Below are 20,472 nucleotides of genomic sequence, written 5' to 3' on the forward strand. Positions count from 1 at the left end.
TCGCTGGCGCAGCCTTAACGCTGCGCCAATGTCTCTGCAGTCGTGACCGGCGCGCCGGCAATGGCCTGGTACACCGAGACCATGGCCACCGCCGAGTCGATACGACTCTGTACCAGATCACTGCGCACCGCGGTCAATGCCTGCTCCGCATCCAGCACCTCGAAGTACTCGATATAGCCTTGCTCGTAGCGCAGCCGCGCCTGCTCTACCGCCTGCTCCGCCGACTCGCTGGCGGTTTGCAGCCAGTCACTGCGGCGCTGCGACTGACGCACATTGACCAGGCCGTTCTCGGTTTCTTCCAGCGCATCGAGCACCGTCTGCTGATATTGCGCCAGACGTTCTGCCCCGCGCGCATCGGCTGCGGCTATGCGCGCGCGCACGCCTTCCACATCCAGAAAGGTCCAGTCGATACCCAGGCTGATGCTGCGCGATTCGGCGCCAGCGGTGAACAGGTCGCTACCGCTACCCGCGACCGAACCGAGCAGTGCGCCCAGGGTAAAGCGCGGGAACAGATCGGCCGTGGCCACGCCCACCTGCGCGGTGGCGGCCGCCAGGCGTCGTTCGGCGGCCTGAATATCCGGCCGGCGGCGCAAGACCTGCGCCGGCGTGCCAACCGGAATCTCGGCGACCACCGTGGGCATCGGGCGTGCCTTATTCAGCAACGCGTTCAACGCCGCGGGTGGTTGTCCGGTGAGCACCGCGAGTCGATGCATGCTCAACTGCACTGCCGCTTCACGCTGCGGTACCAGCGCGCGCAGCGAATCCAGCTCGGCGGCGGCGCGCAGGCGATCAAACTCGGTGCCGCGACCGGCCTCCAGGCGCGCGCTGACAATGTCCAGCGACTCCTGCTGCAGCGCCACGTTCTGCCGCGCCACCGCCAGCAACTGCTGTTGCCCGCGCAGCGCAAAGTAACTGCTGGCTAGTTGCCCGCTCAGGGCGACCTGCAGTGCCTGCAGATCCGCAGCCGAGGCTTGCAATTCGGCCTCGCTGGCTTCTACCGCACGTGTCAGGCGGCCATAGAAATCCAGCTCCCAACTGGCCACCAGTCCGGCCGAATACTGCTCGACGCGCTGCTGATCCGGCGTGGTACGTTCCACTTCTGCCAGGTGCTGCTCGGCCGCGCCACCCTGGGCGCGCACACTCGGCCAGCGATCACGCCGAGCACCGCGCAATAGCGCTTCGGCGCCCTGATAACGCGCCAGTAACGTCTGCAGATCAAGGTTGCCAGCCAGCGTGCGATCGACCAGATCCGCCAGGATCGGATCGTTGAAGCCAGCCCAGAAGCGCTGCTCCGCCGCTGGATCGGTCTGATTGCCAGTCGCCTGGCTGAAGCGGTCCACCTGCACCGGCTCCGGTGCCTGGTAATCCGGCCCCACCGCACAGGCGGTAACCAGCAGACTCAGGGCAAAGGGCAGCACGCGCTGCAAGGGTCTATGCAGTCGCTTATTCATGGGTACTCTCCTGTTCATGACTGGCTATGGCAGGCGCTGTGTGATGCGCTGCAGTGGCTGGCGTCAATGCCAGCGATTTACCCGATAATTTGCGCAGGGCAACGTAGAACACTGGCGTCAGCAGCAGGCCGAACAGGGTTACACCCAGCATCCCGGTGAATACGGTAATGCCCATGGCGTTGCGTACTTCGCTGCCGGCGCCAGTAGCCAGTACCAGCGGCACTACACCGGCAACAAAGGCCACCGAGGTCATGATGATCGGGCGCAACCGCAGACGGCTGGATTCCAGCGCCGCCTTGATGGTTTCCATGCCAGCCATTTCCAACTCACGGGCAAACTCCACAATCAGGATGGCGTTCTTGCACGCCAGCCCCATCAGCACCACCAGGCCCACCTGCACAAACACGTTGTTGTCGCCGCCACTGAGCCACACACCAAAGAGCGCGGCCAGCAGACACATGGGCACGATAAGAATGACCGCCAGTGGCATCACCCAGCTTTCATACAACGCCGCCAGCACCAGAAACACCAGCAGCAGCGCGAGCGGGAAGACCACCAGTGCGGCGTTGCCTTGAGTAATCTGCTGGAAGCTAAGATCGGTCCACTCCACGCTCATCCCGGCCGGCAGCGTCTGCCCGGCCACCTTGGCCACCGTGGCCAGGGTCTCACCGGAGGACAGCATGGCCGGGTCGGACTGGCCAATCAGGTCCGACGCCGGGTAGCCGTTGTAGCGGATCACCGGGTCGGGACCAAAGCTCTGCGTCAGGCTGACCATGGTATTGAGCGGCACCATGTCGCCGCGCGCATTGCGCGTGTAGAGATGATCCAGATCGCTGGCTTCATCACGGAAGGAGGCATCCGCCTGCGCCTTGACCTGGTAGGTGCGGCCAAACAGGTTGAAGTCATTGATGTACTGCGAGCCAAAGTACAGTTGCAGGGTGCCGAACAGATCATCCAGCCGCACGCCCTGCGCCTTGGCCTGCAGGCGATCCACCTCGGCATCCAGCTGCGGTACGTTGGCCTGGTAAGAGGTGATCGGGAAGCCCAGCCCCGGCGTCTGGCTCAACGCCATGGCCAGCGCATCGGTGGACTGCTGCAGTGCGCCGTAGCCGGCACCGCTGCGATCCTGGATATACAGCGAGTAGCCAGAGCCGGCGCCCAGACCGAACACCGGTGGCGGCATGAAGGTGATGGCAAAGCCTTCATTGATGCTGCCCAGCTTGGCGTTCAGATCGTCGGCGATCTCCAGCGCCGTGCGGTCACGGATCTTGAAATCGTCGAACAGCACAAACACCGTGGCAATGTTCGGTGTATTGGTGCCCTGCAGCGCGTTGAAGCCGACAAATGCCGCGGCGTCGGCCACGCCCTCGGTGCCCAGCGCTATTTCGCTTACGCGCCGCGCCACCGCTTCGGTGCGGTCCAGGGTCGAGCCTTCCGGCAGGCGAATACTGCCGATCAGGTAGGTCTTGTCCTGGGTCGGAATGAAACCGCCGGGCACCTGATTGAACATGAAAACCGTGCTTGCCAACAGAATCAGGTAAACGCCGAACACCAGGCCACGGCGACCGAAACTGCGGCCCACAAAACGCTCGTAACGCAGCGCATTGCGCTGGAAAAAGCGGTTGAACGGGCGGAACAGCCAGCCGAAGCTGCGATCCAGAATGCGCGCGGGCAGATCCGGTGGCGCGCCGTGCGGCTTCAGCAGGGTGGCGGCCAACGCGGGCGACAGGGTCAGCGAGTTGATGGCCGAGATCACTGTGGTAATGGCGATGGTCACGGCAAACTGGCGATAGAACTGACCGGTAATGCCGTCCAGAAAGGCCATGGGCACAAAGACCGCGCAGAGCACCAGACTGATGGCGATGATCGGCCCGCTCACCTCGCGCATGGCCTGATGGGCCGCCGCCAGCGGCGCCAACCCCTGCTCTATGTTGCGCTCGACGTTCTCCACCACCACGATGGCGTCGTCCACCACAATACCGATGGCCAACACCATGGCGAACAGCGTCAGGGTATTGATGGAATATCCCAGCATCAGCAGCACGGCGAAGCTGCCGACGATGGAGACCGGCACCGCCAACAGCGGAATCAGCGAGGCGCGCCAGGTCTGCAGGAACAGGATCACCACCAGCACTACCAGCGCCACGGCTTCCAGCAGGGTGGTGATCACCGAGCTGATAGAGGTGCTGACGAAGACCGTTGGGTCGTAAGCGATCTCCCACTTCAGGCCCTGCGGAAAGGCGTCATCCAGTTCGGCCATCTTGGCGCGCACCGCAGCCGATACGTCCAGCGCGTTGGAGCCCGGCGCCTGGAAGATTGGCAGGGCTACCGCCTGACGGCCGTTGAGCAGCGCACGCAGCGAGTCTTCCTGCGCTGCCAGCTCGATGCGCGCGACATCGCGCAGCCGGGTAATCTGCCCATCGGCGCCGGTCTTCAGCACTATGTCGCCAAAGGCTTCGGTGCTGTCCAGCCGACCCTTGGCATTGATCGAGATCAGCAGGTCGGAGCCGTCGGGCATCGGCGGCGCGCCAATCTGACCAGCCGATACCTGCACGTTCTGCTCCTGTACTGCGGCGGTGATATCGCCGGCAGTCACGCCCAGCGAGGCCGCGCGCTGCGGATCTATCCACAGGCGCATGGCGTAGTCACCGGCACCGAACAGCCCGGCCTGACCCACGCCGGGAATCCGCGCCAGCTCATCGCGGATATGCAGCACCGCGTAGTTGCGAATATAGGTGGCATCCAGGCTGTCATCCGGCGAGATCAGGTGCACCGCCATCATCAGGTTGGGCGACTGCTTTTGCGTGGTCACCCCCAGCCGGCGCACATCCTCTGGCAGGCGCGGCAGGGCCTGCGACACCCGGTTCTGTACCTGCACCTGGGCCTGATCCGGGTCGGTGCCCAGGGCAAAGGTCACGGTCAGCGCCAAGCTGCCATCACTGCCGGCGACAGACTTCATGTAGATCATGTCTTCCACGCCGTTGATGGCTTCTTCCAGCGGGGTGGCGACGGTTTCCGAAATGGTCTTGGGATTGGCGCCGGGATAACTGGCGCTGACCAGCACGCTGGGCGGCACGACCTCGGGGTATTCGCTGACCGGCAGCAAGGGGATGCTGATCAGGCCGCCGGCAAAGATGATGATCGACAACACCGACGCGAAAATCGGTCGATCAATGAAGAAACGTGAAATGTTCACGGCAAGACTCTCCCTGTGACGCGCTCGGCTGAGCGCGTCCCTGGCAACAATGATTTAAGGTGTGTCTGCCCAGTTGATACCGGCAGACAACGGCGGCGAAGGGCTAGAAACCGGTTTGCGCTACCACAGCTTCGCGTTCGGAACTGGCCATGGCTACCGGCTCAGGCGCGACCTGCATGCCCGGGAAGGCGATCTTCTGCAAGCCGTTGACCACCACACGGTCGCCGTCGACCAGACCGTCGCTGATCACCAGCAAGCCGTCCATACGCCGGCCAGTCTGCACAAAGCGCCGAGTCGCCTGGTTCTGCTCGTCCAGCACGTACACATAACGACGGTCCTGGTCGGTCAATACCGCTTTCTGATCGATCAGAATGGCCTTGTCCGCTGCCGCCACCGGCATCTGCACGCGGGCGAACTGGCCCGGTCGCAGCACACCTTCCGGGTTGGCCACCACGGCGCGGTACTGCAGGGTGCCGGTGGCCGCATTGAACTGGTTGTCGATAAAGTCCAGCTGGCCGGCGTGCGGATAGTCTTCAGTATTGGCCAGGCCGATACGCACCGGGACTAGCTGGTCCGCCTCGGCATTGGCGTAGGGGTTGCTGTCGGCGGTCTGCTGGTCGCTTTCGAAATAGACATACATGGGATCAACCGATACCAGCATGGCCAGCAGCGTGCTGTCGGCGGTGGCCAGATTGCCGCGGGTAATTTCCGCGCGTCCCATGCGACCGCTCACCGGCGCCTTCACTTCGGTATAGGCCAGATCCAGCTTGGCGTTGTCGAGTGAAGCCTGAGCCGAACTGACCCCGGCGCCAGCAATGGCGCGGGCGGCGCTGCGCTGTTCCAGCTCCTCACGGGAGATGGCACGGCGTTCCCATAACTGTTCCGCCCGCTTGGCTTCTCGGTCGCTGAGTTGCAGTTGGCTGCGCGCCCGTTCCAGCTCTGCTGCGGCCATCTGCAAGCGCGCCTGATAAGGACGCTGATCAATCACGAAGAGCACGTCGCCCTGCTTGACCAGTTCGCCCTCGGTAAAGGCCACCCGGTCAATGTAGCCACTTACACGAGGTCGCAGCGCGACCGTCTCAGGCGCCGCGATACGGCCGGTGAAGGTATCCCACAGCGTCACATCGCGGGCGCTGACCGTGGCTACCTGTACTGCCGGTGCCGGCGGCGCGGCAGCGGTTTCTTCGCCATTGGCATCGCAGCCGGCGAGTACGGCAAGCAATACGCCCAACGCGCCGAAGTATTTCAGATCCCTTGGGATGAAAGTGGTCATCTGGTATTTGCTCCCTGTGTGCAAATTGGCTTGGCAATACGAAACAGCCCTGCTCGCACGAGGCAAACCGGTTCAGGCAGGGCTTTGGTATGGAGGGAAAGATACGCGGGCCGGGCCGCCATCCGATAGCGCAGTCCTGCCCAAGAATTGCCTATTTCTGTTTTTGTCGGAGAAAAAGGCAATTACCGAAATGCGCGACTTTGGCGCCGTCACAGGGGTATATTGCACTAAATGAAAGCAAAGGACCCCCTTACAGCCTTTGATTTGCGCAATCCTGCAAGCTTATTGCCTGATCCTGCAAAAGACTTAATGCTGTAATCAGCGTGATAGGCAATCTGCGTATACTATCGCGAAACTCCAGAATGAGGTGTTACCCCCCATGATCGACATCAACGCCCAGCTTGCGCAACCTGAAGCGCCCATGTGTCGCCGCCTGGCCGAGCTGGCGTTGGAGCACGCAAGGGCCGACGGGATACACGACACCTGCATACCCGGCCTGCAGATGTTCCGAGCCGATCAGCCGAGCAATCTGAATTGTGGGGTTTATGATCCGGCTCTGTGCGTCATCGCCCAGGGCAGTAAAACCGTGCAGCTGGGCGACAAGGAAATTGCCTATGGCCCGCTAACCTACATGATCTCTGCAGTAGACCTGCCGGTGGTAGGAAGTGTGGTCGAAGCTTCAATAGAGAAGCCATATCTGGCAGTCAAGCTGTCGATCGACCCGCAGGAAGTCGCAGAAATGGTGTTGGAGCTGGGGGATACCCTGCCACCGCTAGATCAGCAGCGCGATTGCCCCGCAGCGGCTTGTGGCCTTAGCGTAGCGCCGGTCAACGTCGGTATTCTGGAAGCCATGACACGCCTGGTATCACTGCTCGACTCTCCAGCCGACTGCCGCATCCTGGCACCGCTGGTGCGCCGTGAGATTATCTACCGCGCCCTGATCGGTGAAATGGGTTGGCGCATGCGCGACTTTGTCGCCACCGACAGCCAGGCGCACCGTATCTCCAAGGTCATTGCCGTACTCAAGGATCGCTTTGCCGAGCCGCTGCGCGTGCGGGAACTGGCCGATGACGTGAACATGAGCGAATCCACCCTGTTCCACACCTTCAAACAGGTGACGCGCATGTCGCCGGTACAGTTTCAGAAGAAGCTGCGCCTGCACGAGGCGCGCCGATTGATGCTCAGCGAAGGCCTGGAAGCAGCCACCGCCAGCTACCGCGTGGGTTACGAAAGCCCCTCGCATTTCAGCCGCGAGTACCGCCGCATGTTTGGCGCGCCGCCCAGGGCCGATGTGGTCAAGCTGCGCGGCGAGCAGCCGATGCTCGCCAGCATGTAACGGTAGAAGGCGCTCAGTTCGGCGGGAAGCTGCCGAGGATCTTGCCGACCAGGCGATTGATCTGCTCTTCACGCTTGGCCGGCGTCTGCGGGCGCTCGCTCAGGGTGTCGCTCTCGCTGCCGCGCCACACCAGTTTGTCGTCGCGGCTGTCGAGCATGTCGATCTGCAGCGTCAGCTCCTTGTAATCCACGCTCTGGGTCTGGATCGAAGGACCACCCCAGAAGCCACCGCCCCACCCCCAATAGCCACCAAAGCTGGTGGTGACATTGTCCTGCCGGTTTTCAACAATCAGATAGGTCTTCACCTTGAGGTCCGGGTTCTGACCTGCGACCGGCGGCCGTAATCCGCGCAGCTCCATCTGATTGGCCACCGAGGCCTTCACCCGCTCGCTGGTCAATTCACCGCTCATACGCGGGTCGTTCTCCGGGCGGTAGGCAACCGCCGGTTCAGCAAACTCCCAAGTGCGATATTGCGCAAAATCGCGCGTGGCATCGTAGTCAGGCTGCACTGCGGCTCCCTGGCAGGCGGCAAGCAGCAGCAGGGCAGGCAACAGCAGAAATAATCGACGCATGGTAGGACTCCAGAAGTAATCGATAACCACAAGATGATAGCGCGGCACAAGCCGCCAACGCTTTTTTGCAGTGTAACCCGAGGCAGCAATCCTTGCCGCCCGTACATTTCCTGCAGAGGCGAAAAGCTCTTGCAAATTGCACGACATAAAAGCACAAGTCGTGCAAAGCGCAACTGAAGAACGACCACCAAAAACACATAACATATTGATTTTAATCATATTACTGAAACACAAAAAGCTGGCACAGCCCCTGCAACAGTATTGCTATCGGTGCGCAGGATTACGCCGAATACGGACAAAAAAATGATTCACAGGAGAACCACCCATGTTCAAGTTGAAAACAATCGCAGTTGCTACCGCTACCGCCAGCCTGATCGGCATGATGCCGCTGGCTGCCCATGCAGACGAAGGCGATCTCGCTGAAGCCCGCCAAGAGGGTTCAGTGTGGACAGCGATTGCCTTGAATCGCCACCTCAACCCCTTCGAAATCGATGTGGACGTTGAGAACGGCGTTGCCACCCTCACCGGTGAAGTTGAAAACGATGTAGATCGTGACCTGGCTGAAGAAGTGGCCATGAGCATCGACGGCGTCACAAAAGTGGACAACAAGCTTACCGTCAATCCGGACGTTGAAACCCGCGACATGGAAGACGGCAAACCCACGCTATCACAGAGTTTCAGCAACGCCACCACCACCGCCACCATCAAATCCAAGCTGCTGTGGAACAGCAACACTGAAGGTTTGGATGTGAACGTCACTACCAACAACGGTGTCGTAAGTTTGAGCGGTACCGCGCAGTCTGAAGCAGCCAAGGATCTGGCTGGCATGCTGGCCAAGGACACCGATGGTGTGCGTCGCGTTGACAATGAAATCAAGGTCAATGCCAACGCCACCGCTGCAGCGAAGGCGCAGAACACCGCCGATGATGCCGGTGCTGCCATCAGCGATGCCTGGATTACCAGCAAGATCAAATCCAGCTATCTGCTGAGCAGCAACCTGAGCGGCCTGGATATTTCGGTCGACACCAAGAACGGTGTGGTCGCCCTGAGCGGTACGGTAATGTCTGCTTCCGAGAAGGATCTGGCCATCCGCACTGCCGAGAACATCAAGGGTGTGAAAGATGTAACCGCTGAGAATCTGCGCACCGCTGGTTGATATTTGAGCCGGCCTACGGGCCGGCAGTTTTACTGCCAAAGCTGAAACGGCAGTTGCACAAACAGCTGAACGCACTCAACAGAAGGACTATGGATCATGAGCACCAAGACCTCTGAACTGAACGAACTGATTGAAGTGACGCGCGATGGCAAACGTTTTTATGAACACGCCCGCGAGGAAGTGAAAGACGTCCAACTCAAGGCACTGTTCAGCGATATGGCTCAGGCCAAGACCGAAGTCATCGCCGCGCTGGAAGGCAAGGTCGCCGCCAACAATGAGTCTCCCGCTACCGGTGGCACCATGGGCGGCAAGATGCGCCAGATGTATGCCGACACCCGAGCTGCCCTGTCCAGCGATGAAGGCGCGACCTACATCGCCCAACTGGAAGAGGCCGAGGATCGCATTCTGCACGCTTTCGAAGACGCCATGGACGGTCACGAGCCGGACCTGCGCGCCGAGGTAGCAGCGCAAATGCCCAAGGTTCGCGCGTGCCACGACCGTATGCGCGATCTGAAAAAAGCGCAGTAATGCAGCAACCTAACCTGTCGGGGCGATCAGCGTGTCCGCCCCGACAGACCCAAGCAAGAGCCAGCGCGCCCGGCGATAGAGCGCAAAAGGCTTGCTACCAAGGAGAAACACCATGCTTAGTTGGGCTATTACATTTCTGATCATCGCTATCATCGCTGCAGTACTGGGCTTCGGTGGCATCGCCGGTACAGCTACAGGGATCGCCAAGATTCTGTTCCTGGTTTTCCTGGTGCTGTTCATTGTGTCCTTTATCATGGGTCGCCGACCGCGCCCCTAGCGCTGAACGCTGACTGCCAACACCCGCTTATGCGGGTGTTTTCATATCCGGCAGATTCAGCTTCAACGAACCGCCGACCAGAAAGCGATACATCAACGCGCCCAGGATGCCGCCCACAACCGGGGCCAGCCAGAACAACCAGAGCTGAGCCACCGCCCAATCGCCCACAAATACGCCCACCCCTGTACTGCGCGCCGGATTCACCGAGGTATTGGTCACGGGAATGCTGATCAGATGAATGAGGGTCAGACAAAGGCCTATGGCAATAGGCGCAAAGCCTGCCGGCGCGCGCTGATCGGTCGCGCCCATGATCACCAGCAGGAACATCATGGTCATCACCACTTCGCACACCAGCGCCGCCTGCAGCAAATAGCCACCCGGCGAATGGGCACCATACCCGTTGGCGGCGAAGCCGGCACTGACATCAAAGCCAGCCTGGCCGCTGGCGATGACATAGAGCACCGCGCCCGCCAGCACACCGCCAAGCACCTGCGCAAAGATGTAGGGCGCAAGCTCGCTCGCGGGAAAGCGCCCGCCGGCCCACAGGCCAATGGAGACCGCCGGGTTCAAATGGCAACCGGAAATATGCCCGATGGCAAAAGCCATGGTCAGTACCGTCAGGCCGAATGCCAGCGACACGCCCAACAAGCCAATGCCAACCTCGGGAAAGGACGCCGCCAGAACGGCGCTGCCGCATCCACCCAGGACCAACCAGAAGGTACCGCACAATTCTGCTGCGTAAGCTTTCATACACAATCCCCTGTGCTGAGGGCCGCGGCCCCGTCAGAAATTGAGGTTGAGCGGCCTGTTATCTGGCGTTTGGCAAACCCGAACGCAAAATAAGCATAGGTCGCTCAACCCCGCTGACAAGCGCAGACGCGACCTTCTGTCGGTTGCTTACTGGGGGAATTGGCGAGGATCGGCCAAAGCCTGGCGCAAATGCTCGTACACCAGCCGCACGCGCGCCGAGATCGGCCCCCGTTGCGGACGGTAGACATACAGCTCGATTGGCGCGGGCGCGTAGGCGTCCAGCAAAGGTACGAGCTGACCGGCCTGCACGCAGGGCAACGCCAGGTAGGTTGGAACCTGACCAATGGCCAGTCCCGCTAGCACCGCAGCCAGCTCTGCCTCGGCGTCGTCACAACTGAAGGCCGGACGCGGCACCAACAGATTTTCACCACCACGAAACATCCACGGCCAGGGTTTGCCGGTGCGCCGGTCTATCACCACCGAGAGCGGTAGCTCAAGCAGGTCAGTGGGGCGCTGCGGCTTGACCGGTGCGAGCTGCGCCAGCAAGCCGGGGCTGGCCACCACCATGAAACCCACGGGCGCGACCGCGCGCGCGATGTAACTGCGGTCCTGCATGCCGCCGATGCGCACACCCACATCGATCTGCGCGCCGACCACATCGGTGGGTTCGTCATCCAGTCGAATATCCAGCTGCAGGCCCGGGTGCGCCCGCAGCAACGGCAGAATCAGCGCCAGCAGAAAACGGCGCCCCACCGCATGGGGTGCAGCGATGCCCACACGGCCGACGCTGTCGGCCGCCTCGGCAGCGTGCCGGTTGCGGCTGAACAGGCCATCTACCGTGGCCAGCGCCTCGCGGGCCTGCAACGCCATGCTCTCACCAAAACCGGTGATATGGATCTGGCGCGTGTTGCGGTGAAACAGCGGCTCGCCAAGCAGCTCTTCCAGCTCCTGCACCGCACGGGTGACAGTCTGGGGCGAGGTGCCCAGACGGCTGGCGGCCTCCCGAAAGCTCGACGCTTCAGCGGCGCTACAGAAGATGCGGAGTAACTGAATTCGATTATGCATGGGTCTTTTTATTCCATATTTTGGAATAGTTCAATCCAAATCATTTCATTCTCTACCACACCGGGCACTCGCATACTTCAGCCCAGGCCAGGCAAGCAGCCGCGCCGCTAACACAGACTTCTGGAGGTTTGCATGCAGCACAATATTGCCAACAAGGTTGTGGTCATTACCGGCGCCAGCAGCGGTTTGGGCGAAGCCACCGCACGCCACCTGGCATCGCTCGGCGCCAGCGTGGTACTGGCGGCCCGTCGCAAGGCCCGCCTGGATGCACTGGTAGAGGAACTCACCGCCGCCGGCGGCAAGGCGATTGCCTTCGAGACCGATGTTACCCGTGCGCAGGATTTGCACGCGCTGATGCAGGGCGCCGTTGCGCACTTTGGCCGCGTCGACGTACTGATCAACAACGCTGGCCTGATGGCGATAGCGCCGCTGTCCGAGACCAAGGTCGAAGAATGGGACCGGATGATCGATATCAACATCAAGGGCGTGCTCTACGGCATCGCTGCTGCACTACCGCTGTTCGAGAAGCAGAACAGCGGACACTTCATCAACGTTTCCTCGGTTGCCGGCATCAAGGTGTTCAGCCCTGGCGGCACCGTCTATAGCGGCACCAAGTATGCCGTGCGGGCGATCAGTGACGGGTTAAGGCATGAAGTGGGCGGTGCCATTCGCAGCACCACCATACTGCCCGGCGCGGTGGACTCCGAGCTCAAATACGGCAGCTCGCACGAACAGAGCGCCAGCAACGTGAAGGATTTCTATCAGCAGGCCATCCCGGCAGATTCTGTCGCCCGCGCCATCGCCTACGCCATCGAACAGCCAGCAGATGTCGATATCAACGAAATTGTTCTACGGCCAACTGTGCAAGAGTTCTAGATTCAACCTGGAGAGGCACCCACACCCCGTTCAGCCAGAGCTGACGGGGTGTGAGCACGTCTGCACCGCACTCAGGAAGCCACCGGCACCAGCATCGCATCACCGGCAGCGAAGGGTTTGCGCTGTTCATCACCCAAAGCATAGATCTCGGCAGCGGCGAATATCTGCTGGCGACCGGGTTTGACCACCCAGCCGCGGATCACAAAGGTATCTGCCACGGCTGGCCGCAGGCAACGCACCGTATATTGAGATGCCAGCACGCGGTCGGTCTGGGTGATGGCGGCAAAGCCGCAGGCGGTGTCGATCAGCGCGCCCAAAATACCGGCGTGCAGAAAGCCGCTGTACTGGCCAAACTCGTTCCGCCAGGGCAGATGCAAGGTCACCTCGCCTGGCGCTACCGCTACCAGTTGAAGCTGCAGCCAGCGATTGAACGCGGCCATCGGTAGTATCTCTTGGATTTTGTCTCGCAACTCTTGGTCTTCTTGCATGACGGCACGCCTCTTCCGGGTGATGGGTGTTATCGCGCGACCTTGAAAACAGCACTGGCCGAGGCACAGAGCTGCTCGTCGGCATAAATCCGTGCCGCCGCGTAGCACAGCGAACCGCCGGTGCGCAGTACTTCTGCGCGCACTTCAAGCCACTGGCCCTGGCGCGCCACGCCCAGGTAATCAAGCGTCATGCTGACGGTTACCAGGCCGTGAATATCCGGCAAGCGCGGCGCAGCTCAGCCCCATAGCATTGTCTGCCAGCGCCGAGATCAAACCGCCATGCACGAATTCGCGGCTGTTCACATGCGCCGCCCCGGCGCGCAGGCCCAAGCTCAGCCCTGCCGCGTGGCTGCGTTGATAGATGGGCTGCCAGGGATCGGTCAGCCCACTGCGCCGATCATGCAACTGGTATCCAGGCGGAATCTCTGTGTCGCTCATGGCTATCTCCCCGCGCGTCGATTTAATGTAGACCAGTCTATATAATATTTAGCTGGCGTCAACGCTGCTGGCGGGGCAGAGCGTGGGAATGGGGAGCGTGGGAATGCGAAGCGGAGTGAGTCAGACTCTGTCAGGCAAGCGGAGACCTCCCCGGTCAGCTGGCTTCGATCAGCGCGGCGAGATCATCGCAGGCCTGAACGATGGGTAACGCACTGGCTTCTACGCGCGCCATCAGCATGGCGCCTTCGACCGTGATGATGATCAACTGCGCCCAGCGTTGCGCGCGCTCGGTTGCCACCCCGTCGGCCTGCAGTTGGCTGGCAAAGACCTCCCGCCAATCGGCGAACGCCTGTTGCCCGGCAGTTGCCAGCGGCTGCGACTGCGGCGTGGTTTCCAGCAACGTGGTGGCGATCGGGCAGCCTTCGGCAAACTTCGCCTGGGTCATCCAGCCGGCCAGCAACTGGCCATAGCCTCTGAGCATCTCCGGCGCGCTGGCGTGCTTGCCGCGCAAGTCCGTCAGGGTCTGGGTCACCACCCTGGCGGCGACTACCACCGCCTCCTCGCCCAACTGCTCCTTGCCACCGGGAAAGTAGTGATACAGCGAGCCCTTGGGCGCGCCACTGTGCTTGAGAATATCGTTCAGGCCGGTCGCGGCGTAGCCACGCTGACGAAACAACCGGATGGCGGAGGCAATGATGCTGTTGCGGTGTTTGGCGGCAGCGGCCATGGCAATTTCCTGCAAGTGGTAGCTGGTGCTCTATACAGACCAGTCTATCTGATAGACCGCAGCGAGCACACCAACGACGGTCTGGCTGCTAGAATCCAGCCTTTATTGCCTGCGGACCCACCATGAAACGTTTCATCCTGCTCGACACCGCCCCCATTCCCGGCACCACGGATGCGCTCTGCCTGTTCGAATACGGCGACGATTTTGTGATCAAGATTCAGGGCGGCAAGGGCGGCCAATTGATGAACACCCGCACCCACGGCTCGGAGGACGCACTCGCCGCCATCCCCTGCCGTAGCCTGAGCGGCAAGGCTGACGCGCGGGTGCTGATCGGCGGGCTGGGCATGGGCTTTACCCTGGCGGCGGCGCTCAAGCATCTGGCGTCGAGCGCCGAGGCGGTGGTTGCCGAACTGGTACCCGGGGTTATCGAATGGAACCAGGGCGCATTGGGCGAGAAGTCCGGCCAACCGCTGAGCGACCCGCGCACGCGGGTGGTCAATCAAGATGTCGCCGAGCTGCTCAAGGCCGAGGCTGGCGGCTTTGACGCCATCATGCTGGATGTGGATAACGGCCCCGAGGGCCTGACGCAAAAATCCAACAGCTGGTTGTATTCCCCCGGCGGGCTCGAGGCCTGCGCGCGCGCACTGCGCCCCAAGGGCACGCTGGCAGTCTGGTCGGCCAGTGCCGACCGCGCCTTCTCGCAGCGTCTGGGCAAAGCCGGCTTCAAGGCGCGCGAAGAGCAGGTCTATGCCCATGGCACCAGCGGTACCCGTCACACCATCTGGATCGCGCAGCGTAAATAACCCGGATCATCAACACGACCAACAACAGGAGCAGACAATGAGCAACAGCAAACCGGACGGCCTGCAGGTACGCCGTGAAGTCATGGGCGACGACTTTGTTGACCGCGCGCTAAACAACGCCACCGAGTTCAGCCAGCCGCTGCAGGAGTTCGTCAACGAGCACGCCTGGGGCGGCGTATGGAACCGCGAAGGGCTGGACCGCAAAACCCGCAGCCTGATTACCCTGGCCGCGCTGACCGCGCTCAAGTGCCCGCAGGAACTCAAGGGCCATGTGCGTGGCGCGCTGAACAATGGCTGCACCGTGGACGAGATACGTGAAGCGCTGTTGCATTGTGCGGTTTATGCCGGGGTACCCGCAGCCATTGATGCCTTCCGCGCCGCGCAGGAAGTGATCGACAGTTACCAGAACGCTTGAGCAAAAATGGACATCAGCCTGGCGCGGACCTTTTTGGAGATAGTGCGCAGCGGCAGCCTGGTTGCCGCCTCCGAGCAGTTGCATCTGACCCAGGCCGCGATAACCGCGCGAGTGCAGAGCCTGGAAAGCCAGCTCAACTGCACGCTCTTTGTGCGCAACCGTGCCGGCGCCCGGCTGACCGCCGACGGCGAGGCCTTTATCGCCTATGCCAACCAGCTGGTACAGACCTGGGAGGCGGCACAGCGTGATCTGCCGCTGCTGCACGGCTTTGCCAATGTACTGCACCTGGGCGGCGAAACCAGCCTGAGCAACCCGCTGATGCTGCAATGGGTACGCCGGCTGCGCGAGCAGATCCCCAGTCACGCGATCCATAGCGAAATTGGTGAAGGGGCCACACTGCTGCGGAAGCTGGAACAGGGCACGCTCGACGCCGCACTGGTGTATCAGCCGGCCTACTGGCCTGGCTTGCAGGTAGAGGAGCTGCTGGAAGAGAAGCTGATTCAGGTTTGTCTGCCGCAGCAACCACAGCCATATATCTATATCGACTGGGGCGAGCGTTTCCGGCGTGAGCACGATGCCGCGCTACCCGACAAGGCCAAGGCCGAGCTGAGTTTCAATCTCGGACCCCAGGCGCTGCAATACCTTCTGGCCTGTGGTGGCGCCGGCTATTTCCGTACCCGCGTGGTGCAGAGCTACCTCGCCGCCGGGGTATTGCAGCGGGTCCCACTGGCGCCGGAATTCAGCTTTCCGACCTATCTGGTGTACTCGCGCGACCGCGACAGCCCGGTGTTGCAGCAGGCGCTGGCGCTGTTGCGCGACACCGCGCAGAGCAGCAGTGACTGGTCACAGCGCTGGAGCCCGCCACTCTGATCAGAGCGGAGAATCGTTCAATCGAGATGCTGCAAAAGATCGCGGTGCAGAGCGGCAATCAGGTCGGTCTGGGTCACCAGCCCGACCAAACGTCCCTGCTCAAGCACCGGTAGACAATGCAGCCCGCGGCTGGAAAGCATGGGCACCAGATCAACCACATGGCAATGCCGATCAACCGCCACTACCGGCGAACTCATGACCTCACTCAGCGGCGTTTTCTGACCGCCGCCACGGCGCAACAGACGCCGGCCGCCGGCTCGCCCGGCAAAGTCGGCAAGATCCACCAGACTTACGATACCCACCAGCTTCTGCTCGGCATCCAACACTGGCAACACCCGCAGGTGGTGATGTTGCAACAGCTGCAAGGCCTCTTTCACCGTGGTATCGGGCGTTGCCCACCGTAAATCGCGCGACATGATATCGCCTGCGCGAATCTCGCCCATGCTGCGTCGCAACGCCGAGCCCTCGGTCCTGCGGATGATTTGCGCGAGGTTTTCGCGAGTAATGTCGACAAACTCGCCAAACTCAGCCAGCGCGGCGTCCATGTCGGCATCGGTAATGCCGACTCGCAGTTCCGGGGAGCGATCACGGGTGTGATGCAGATCGATTGCTGGCAGCGGGCGCTTGGGGTAACGCACTCCGGTCAGATTGTTGTACAGCAGGGCGCTCGCCAGCAAGGCTGCCGCATTCAGCATGACAGGCAAGATGGCCATCTCACCCAGACCCTGCAGAGCCGGCCCGGCGAGCACCACGCCAAGGGCAACAGCGCCACCCGGCGGATGCACGCAGCGCAGGACAAACATGGCCAACAGGGTAATGCCGGTTGCCAGTGCCGCCATGCTCAAGGTATGGCCGCCGTAATGCGCCACAGCGGTAGCCACTACCGCAGCCAGCAGATAACTACCGAGAATCGACCAGGGCTGTGCCAGCGCACCCGAAGGTACCGCAAACAGCAAAATAGCCGAGGCACCCAGCGGGCCAATCAGCAACAACGCAACGGGCAGACCAAATACCTCCTGGCACAGCCAGACGCTGAACAAAACGCCCAGGCTGGCGCCGAAGGCGGCGCGCAACCATTCACGCGGTCGCGTGTTAGATAAAGCCGGGATGATGCCGCCAGAACGACGCGATAAATTCACAACAGGGTACTCACAGATGGACCGGCCAGTTTTCGAGAGAATTGCTTACGCCTGCAAAAGATCGTCGGAAGCGTTTGTCGGTTCCGAATCTTTCGCGTCGATAAAGGGAAGTTGCGCCGCCTCGTCCAGCTCGTTATCGACGAAGCGGCGCTGACTGAAGGTCACACCCAGCCAGAACACAACCACAGCCAGAAATAACCAACAAAGACTCATGTCGCGGCCTCGCCTTGGCGAGCCCCGGCACCTGAACGCTGGGGCGCATCCTGCAAGGTGCGCCATACGTTATAGGCCATCAACAGCATGCCACTGGCAAACATGCCACCCCCAATCAACCGCACTACGTAACCGGGGTGGCTGGCCTCGAGCGCCTCGACGAAGGAGTAGGTTGCTGTGCCGTCGACGTTGACGGCGCGCCACATCAAGCCTTGAGTAATGCCATTGACCCACATCGCAACGATGTAGAGCACCGTGCCTATTGTGGCCAGCCAGAAATGCGCGTTTATCAGCGCGGTGCTGTACATCTGCTCGCGTCCCCATAGCTTGGGCACCATGTGATAAAGCGTACCTATGCTAATCATCGCTACCCAGCCGAGCGCACCGGCGTGCACGTGGCCTATGGTCCAATCAGTGTAATGCGATAGCGCATTTACCGTCTTGATCGCCATCATCGGGCCTTCAAAGGTAGACATGCCGTAAAACGCCAGTGCCACTACCAGAAAGCGCAGAATCGGATCGGTGCGTAGTTTGTGCCAAGCCCCGGAGAGCGTCATCATACCGTTGATCATGCCGCCCCAACTGGGCGCCAGCAGAATGATCGACATCACCATACCCAATGACTGTGCCCAGTCGGGAAGTGCCGTGTAGTGCAGATGATGCGGGCCCGCCCAGATATACAACGAAATGATCGCCCAGAAGTGCACGATAGACAGTCGGTAGGAATAAATCGGCCGTTCTGCCTGCTTGGGCACGAAGTAATACATCATGCCCAGAAAGCCCACCGACAGAATAAAGCCCACCACGCTGTGCCCATACCACCATTGGATCATGGCATCGGTGGCACCGGCATACACTGGATAGGACTGCAACAAACTGACCGGTACCGAGATGTGATTCACCACATGGACCACGCCGGTAACCACAATGAAAGCGCCGTAGAACCAGTTGCCAACATAGATATGAGAGACGTTACGCCGGGCAATGGTAGCAAAAAACAGATAACTGTAAGCGACCCACACCAGGGTTACCCAAGTGGCTATCGGCCAGATCATTTCCGCGTATTCTTTGCTGGTGGTGTAGCCCAGCGCATAGCTGACAACGATTGCCACTATGCTGGCCTGCCAGCCCCAGAATACGAAGTTTGCCAGCGTGTCCGAAACCAGTCGCACCCGGCTGGTGCGCTGCACCACATAAAGCGATGTCGCAAACAGCGCACCGCCTCCAAAAGCGAAGATAACCAGGTTAGTGTGTATCGGCCGTAGCCGCCCAAAAGCGCTCCACGGTTGATTCAGCGTCAGCTCGGGCCACACCAGTTGAGCGGCCAACAGCACCCCCATGGCCATCCCTAGCACACCCCATACCAAGGTCATCAGGGTAAATTTGCGCACTACGTCATAGTTGTAAAGTTGCGCATGCGAGGAGCTGGAAATGCTTGAAATGGCGGTCATCAGGGTTCCGTGGCAGAAGGGGTAACAGGGGCGCAGGAAAACAGGCCGCGCTAGTCTGCCGACAACCTTAAGTAAGATCTAATCAATAATAATTGATTTTTAATTCGCTATTATCTAATCAAAAAGCCGCGAGAACGCTCTTGCGGCTTTTCCAACGAAAGCCAACCTCGGCTCTTACGCGCTCAACTCCTCCAACGGCCCAAAGAACTCATAGCGCAGATTGGCAGCGGGCACGCCAAGCGTTGGCAGCACCTGATAACAGTTACGCATAAAAGGCTTGGGGCCAAGGAAATACACATCCAGATCACGCTCGGCTGGCAGTAACTCGTCCAGCCGGGCTGCGTCGAAAAATCCGTGCGGCTGATCGCTGTCTTGCGGCAGAGGATTGCTATAGGCGTAGCACACCTTGAGGTTACTGTACTGCTGCTCAAGCGCTTGCACCTGAGTGCGGAACGCATGGTGCTCGCTATTCAGCGCCGCATGCAGAAAGTACACCTCGCGCCCGCTTTCCAGCGCTGGTTTTAGCATGCTCAGGGTCGGTGTAATTCCCACGCCACCGCTCAGCAGCACTAGCGGACGCGGGCTGTCGTTGAGCACAAAGTCGCCGCTCGGCGCGCTCAACTGTACCTCATCACCGACCTGCAGATGCTCGTGCAAATAGGGTGAAACGCTGCCGCCGGTTTCGCGTTTAACACTGATGCGCAGGTAATCCTGACCGGGACAATCCGACAGCGAATAGTTGCGCCGCACAGTTTGGCCGTCGATCTGCAGAACCAGGCAGATAAACTGTCCCGGCTTGAAGTCCGGCAGCGCGCCGCCGTCGCTCGGTACCAGATAGAACGAGCTGATCACCTCGCTTTCCCGCACCTTGCGCTGCAGCGTAAAGCTACGCTCGCCGCGCCAGCCGCCGGGCATTTGCGCGTTAGCCTGATAGTTCTGCTCCTCGGCGCCGATCAACAGACCGGCAAGCTGACCGTAAGCCTCGCCCCAAGCCGCCAGCACCTCGTCGCTCGCCGCCTCGCCTAGTACCTGGCGAATCGCCGCCAACAAGCACTCTCCGACAATTGGATAGTGCTCCGGCTGAATGCCCAAAGAGACGTGTTTCTGCACAATCAGTGCAACCGCGTCGCCGAGCAATTCCAGCCGATCCAGATTACTCGCGTAAGCCACCACCGCATTGGCCAGCGCCTGACGCTGCGTGCCTTGCTGCTGATGCGCCTGATTGAAGTAGGCCTTGACCTGCGGGTAACGCTCAAACATCAAGGGATAGAACACCCCGGTAATATCGGTCGCGTGCGCTTTAACCGCAGGCAGGGTGGCGGCGATAATATCTTTGCTGTGTTGCGAGAGCATGGCGATTCCTCGTGGTGTTTGCTTAACCGTTTTCGTTATCAAGCTGTTATCGAGCTATTAACAAACCCAGAGCACACCGCGTGCCAAGATTGCAGC

The 20,472-nt window shown here is 60.8% G+C and carries 22 protein-coding genes; 8 read left to right on the forward strand and 14 right to left on the reverse strand.

Translation table 11 applies throughout. The features are described from left to right. Nucleotides 1–14 precede the first annotated feature (14 nt). The 3 genes from V7756_RS14690 to V7756_RS14700 form a co-directional block, all read right to left on the reverse strand. A complete protein-coding gene (locus tag V7756_RS14690) occupies nt 15–1,451 on the reverse strand; it encodes an efflux transporter outer membrane subunit (RefSeq protein WP_335610942.1) in 1,437 nt (478 codons plus the stop codon). Beyond that, nucleotides 1,444–4,647: an efflux RND transporter permease subunit gene (locus V7756_RS14695; protein WP_335610943.1), complete on the reverse strand. Its 3,204-nt coding sequence runs from the start codon at nt 4,645–4,647 to the stop codon at nt 1,444–1,446. The genes V7756_RS14690 and V7756_RS14695 overlap by 8 nt, the downstream gene beginning before the upstream one ends. 103 nt (nt 4,648–4,750) lie before the next feature. Continuing rightward, the gene (locus V7756_RS14700) at nt 4,751–5,920 is read right to left on the reverse strand and encodes an efflux RND transporter periplasmic adaptor subunit (protein WP_335610944.1); all 1,170 of its coding nucleotides are present in this window, start codon (nt 5,918–5,920) and stop codon (nt 4,751–4,753) included. Between the two features lie 379 nt (nt 5,921–6,299). Here V7756_RS14700 and V7756_RS14705 point away from each other — a divergent pair, with 379 nt between their 5' ends. Then, the gene (locus V7756_RS14705) at nt 6,300–7,256 is read left to right on the forward strand and encodes an AraC family transcriptional regulator (RefSeq protein ID WP_335610945.1); all 957 of its coding nucleotides are present in this window, start codon (nt 6,300–6,302) and stop codon (nt 7,254–7,256) included. A gap of 13 nt (nt 7,257–7,269) precedes the next feature. Here the strand turns inward: V7756_RS14705 and V7756_RS14710 are convergent, their stop codons facing one another. Next, nucleotides 7,270–7,827 (reverse strand): DUF4136 domain-containing protein, encoded by a 558-nt coding sequence (locus V7756_RS14710; RefSeq protein ID WP_335610946.1) that lies wholly within the window; start codon nt 7,825–7,827, stop codon nt 7,270–7,272. A gap of 325 nt (nt 7,828–8,152) precedes the next feature. Between V7756_RS14710 and V7756_RS14715 the strand changes: the two genes are divergently transcribed. The 3 genes from V7756_RS14715 to V7756_RS14725 all read left to right on the forward strand — a co-directional run bounded on the left by V7756_RS14715 (nt 8,153) and on the right by V7756_RS14725 (nt 9,788). Next, nucleotides 8,153–8,983 (forward strand): BON domain-containing protein, encoded by an 831-nt coding sequence (locus tag V7756_RS14715; RefSeq protein ID WP_335610947.1) that lies wholly within the window; start codon nt 8,153–8,155, stop codon nt 8,981–8,983. A 96-nt stretch (nt 8,984–9,079) separates the two neighbouring features. Beyond that, complete coding sequence (locus V7756_RS14720; RefSeq protein ID WP_335610948.1) at nt 9,080–9,511, forward strand: ferritin-like domain-containing protein; 432 nt, start codon at nt 9,080–9,082, stop codon at nt 9,509–9,511. A gap of 112 nt (nt 9,512–9,623) precedes the next feature. Then, entirely contained in the window at nt 9,624–9,788 is a 165-nt protein-coding gene (locus tag V7756_RS14725) for a DUF1328 domain-containing protein (protein ID WP_092286687.1), read from the forward strand. A gap of 27 nt (nt 9,789–9,815) precedes the next feature. On the opposite strand, the gene aqpZ is transcribed toward V7756_RS14725, so the two are convergent. Together aqpZ and V7756_RS14735 are read right to left on the reverse strand one after the other, a co-directional pair. Then, on the reverse strand, nt 9,816–10,538 hold the full coding sequence (aqpZ, locus tag V7756_RS14730; protein WP_335610949.1) for an aquaporin Z: 723 nt from the start codon (nt 10,536–10,538) through the stop codon (nt 9,816–9,818). Between the two features lie 147 nt (nt 10,539–10,685). Further along, on the reverse strand, nt 10,686–11,603 hold the full coding sequence (locus V7756_RS14735) for a LysR family transcriptional regulator (protein ID WP_335610950.1): 918 nt from the start codon (nt 11,601–11,603) through the stop codon (nt 10,686–10,688). Nucleotides 11,604–11,735: 132 nt separating this feature from the next. Between V7756_RS14735 and V7756_RS14740 the strand changes: the two genes are divergently transcribed. Continuing rightward, nucleotides 11,736–12,479 (forward strand): SDR family oxidoreductase, encoded by a 744-nt coding sequence (locus tag V7756_RS14740; protein ID WP_335610951.1) that lies wholly within the window; start codon nt 11,736–11,738, stop codon nt 12,477–12,479. Between the two features lie 71 nt (nt 12,480–12,550). Here the strand turns inward: V7756_RS14740 and V7756_RS14745 are convergent, their stop codons facing one another. From V7756_RS14745 to V7756_RS14760, 4 genes are all read right to left on the reverse strand, one after another. Then, nucleotides 12,551–12,967 carry a PaaI family thioesterase gene (locus V7756_RS14745; RefSeq protein ID WP_335610952.1) on the reverse strand — a complete coding sequence of 139 codons (417 nt, stop codon included), beginning with the start codon at nt 12,965–12,967 and terminating at the stop codon, nt 12,551–12,553. Nucleotides 12,968–12,996: 29 nt separating this feature from the next. Continuing rightward, the gene (locus tag V7756_RS14750) at nt 12,997–13,158 is read right to left on the reverse strand and encodes a PaaI family thioesterase (RefSeq protein ID WP_335610953.1); all 162 of its coding nucleotides are present in this window, start codon (nt 13,156–13,158) and stop codon (nt 12,997–12,999) included. Further along, nucleotides 13,148–13,405 (reverse strand): hypothetical protein, encoded by a 258-nt coding sequence (locus tag V7756_RS14755; RefSeq protein WP_335610954.1) that lies wholly within the window; start codon nt 13,403–13,405, stop codon nt 13,148–13,150. The genes V7756_RS14750 and V7756_RS14755 overlap by 11 nt, the downstream gene beginning before the upstream one ends. A 154-nt stretch (nt 13,406–13,559) precedes the next feature. Then, entirely contained in the window at nt 13,560–14,132 is a 573-nt protein-coding gene (locus V7756_RS14760) for a TetR/AcrR family transcriptional regulator (RefSeq protein WP_335610955.1), read from the reverse strand. Nucleotides 14,133–14,254: 122 nt separating this feature from the next. Between V7756_RS14760 and V7756_RS14765 the strand changes: the two genes are divergently transcribed. The 3 genes from V7756_RS14765 to V7756_RS14775 are packed head-to-tail and all read left to right on the forward strand — an operon-like array spanning nt 14,255 to nt 16,220. After that, complete coding sequence (locus tag V7756_RS14765) at nt 14,255–14,935, forward strand: spermidine synthase (RefSeq protein ID WP_335610956.1); 681 nt, start codon at nt 14,255–14,257, stop codon at nt 14,933–14,935. Between the two features lie 37 nt (nt 14,936–14,972). Then, on the forward strand, nt 14,973–15,350 hold the full coding sequence (locus tag V7756_RS14770; RefSeq protein WP_335610957.1) for a carboxymuconolactone decarboxylase family protein: 378 nt from the start codon (nt 14,973–14,975) through the stop codon (nt 15,348–15,350). 6 nt (nt 15,351–15,356) lie between these two features. Continuing rightward, nucleotides 15,357–16,220 carry a LysR family transcriptional regulator gene (locus V7756_RS14775; protein ID WP_335610958.1) on the forward strand — a complete coding sequence of 288 codons (864 nt, stop codon included), beginning with the start codon at nt 15,357–15,359 and terminating at the stop codon, nt 16,218–16,220. Between the two features lie 17 nt (nt 16,221–16,237). Here V7756_RS14775 and V7756_RS14780 read toward each other — a convergent pair whose 3' ends face one another. The 4 genes from V7756_RS14780 to hmpA form a co-directional block, all read right to left on the reverse strand. Next, the gene (locus tag V7756_RS14780) at nt 16,238–17,359 is read right to left on the reverse strand and encodes an HPP family protein (protein ID WP_335610959.1); all 1,122 of its coding nucleotides are present in this window, start codon (nt 17,357–17,359) and stop codon (nt 16,238–16,240) included. A 45-nt stretch (nt 17,360–17,404) separates the two neighbouring features. After that, nucleotides 17,405–17,572 carry a hypothetical protein gene (locus V7756_RS14785; protein ID WP_335610960.1) on the reverse strand — a complete coding sequence of 56 codons (168 nt, stop codon included), beginning with the start codon at nt 17,570–17,572 and terminating at the stop codon, nt 17,405–17,407. Then, entirely contained in the window at nt 17,569–19,023 is a 1,455-nt protein-coding gene (gene ccoN / locus V7756_RS14790) for a cytochrome-c oxidase, cbb3-type subunit I (RefSeq protein WP_335610961.1), read from the reverse strand. Before ccoN ends, V7756_RS14785 begins: the two co-directional genes overlap by 4 nt. 174 nt (nt 19,024–19,197) lie before the next feature. Beyond that, complete coding sequence (hmpA, locus tag V7756_RS14795) at nt 19,198–20,376, reverse strand: NO-inducible flavohemoprotein (RefSeq protein ID WP_335610962.1); 1,179 nt, start codon at nt 20,374–20,376, stop codon at nt 19,198–19,200. Nucleotides 20,377–20,472 lie beyond the last annotated feature (96 nt).

Origin of the sequence: Halopseudomonas sp. (genome assembly GCF_036961105.1) — a bacterium.
Lineage (GTDB): Bacteria > Pseudomonadota > Gammaproteobacteria > Pseudomonadales > Pseudomonadaceae > Halopseudomonas.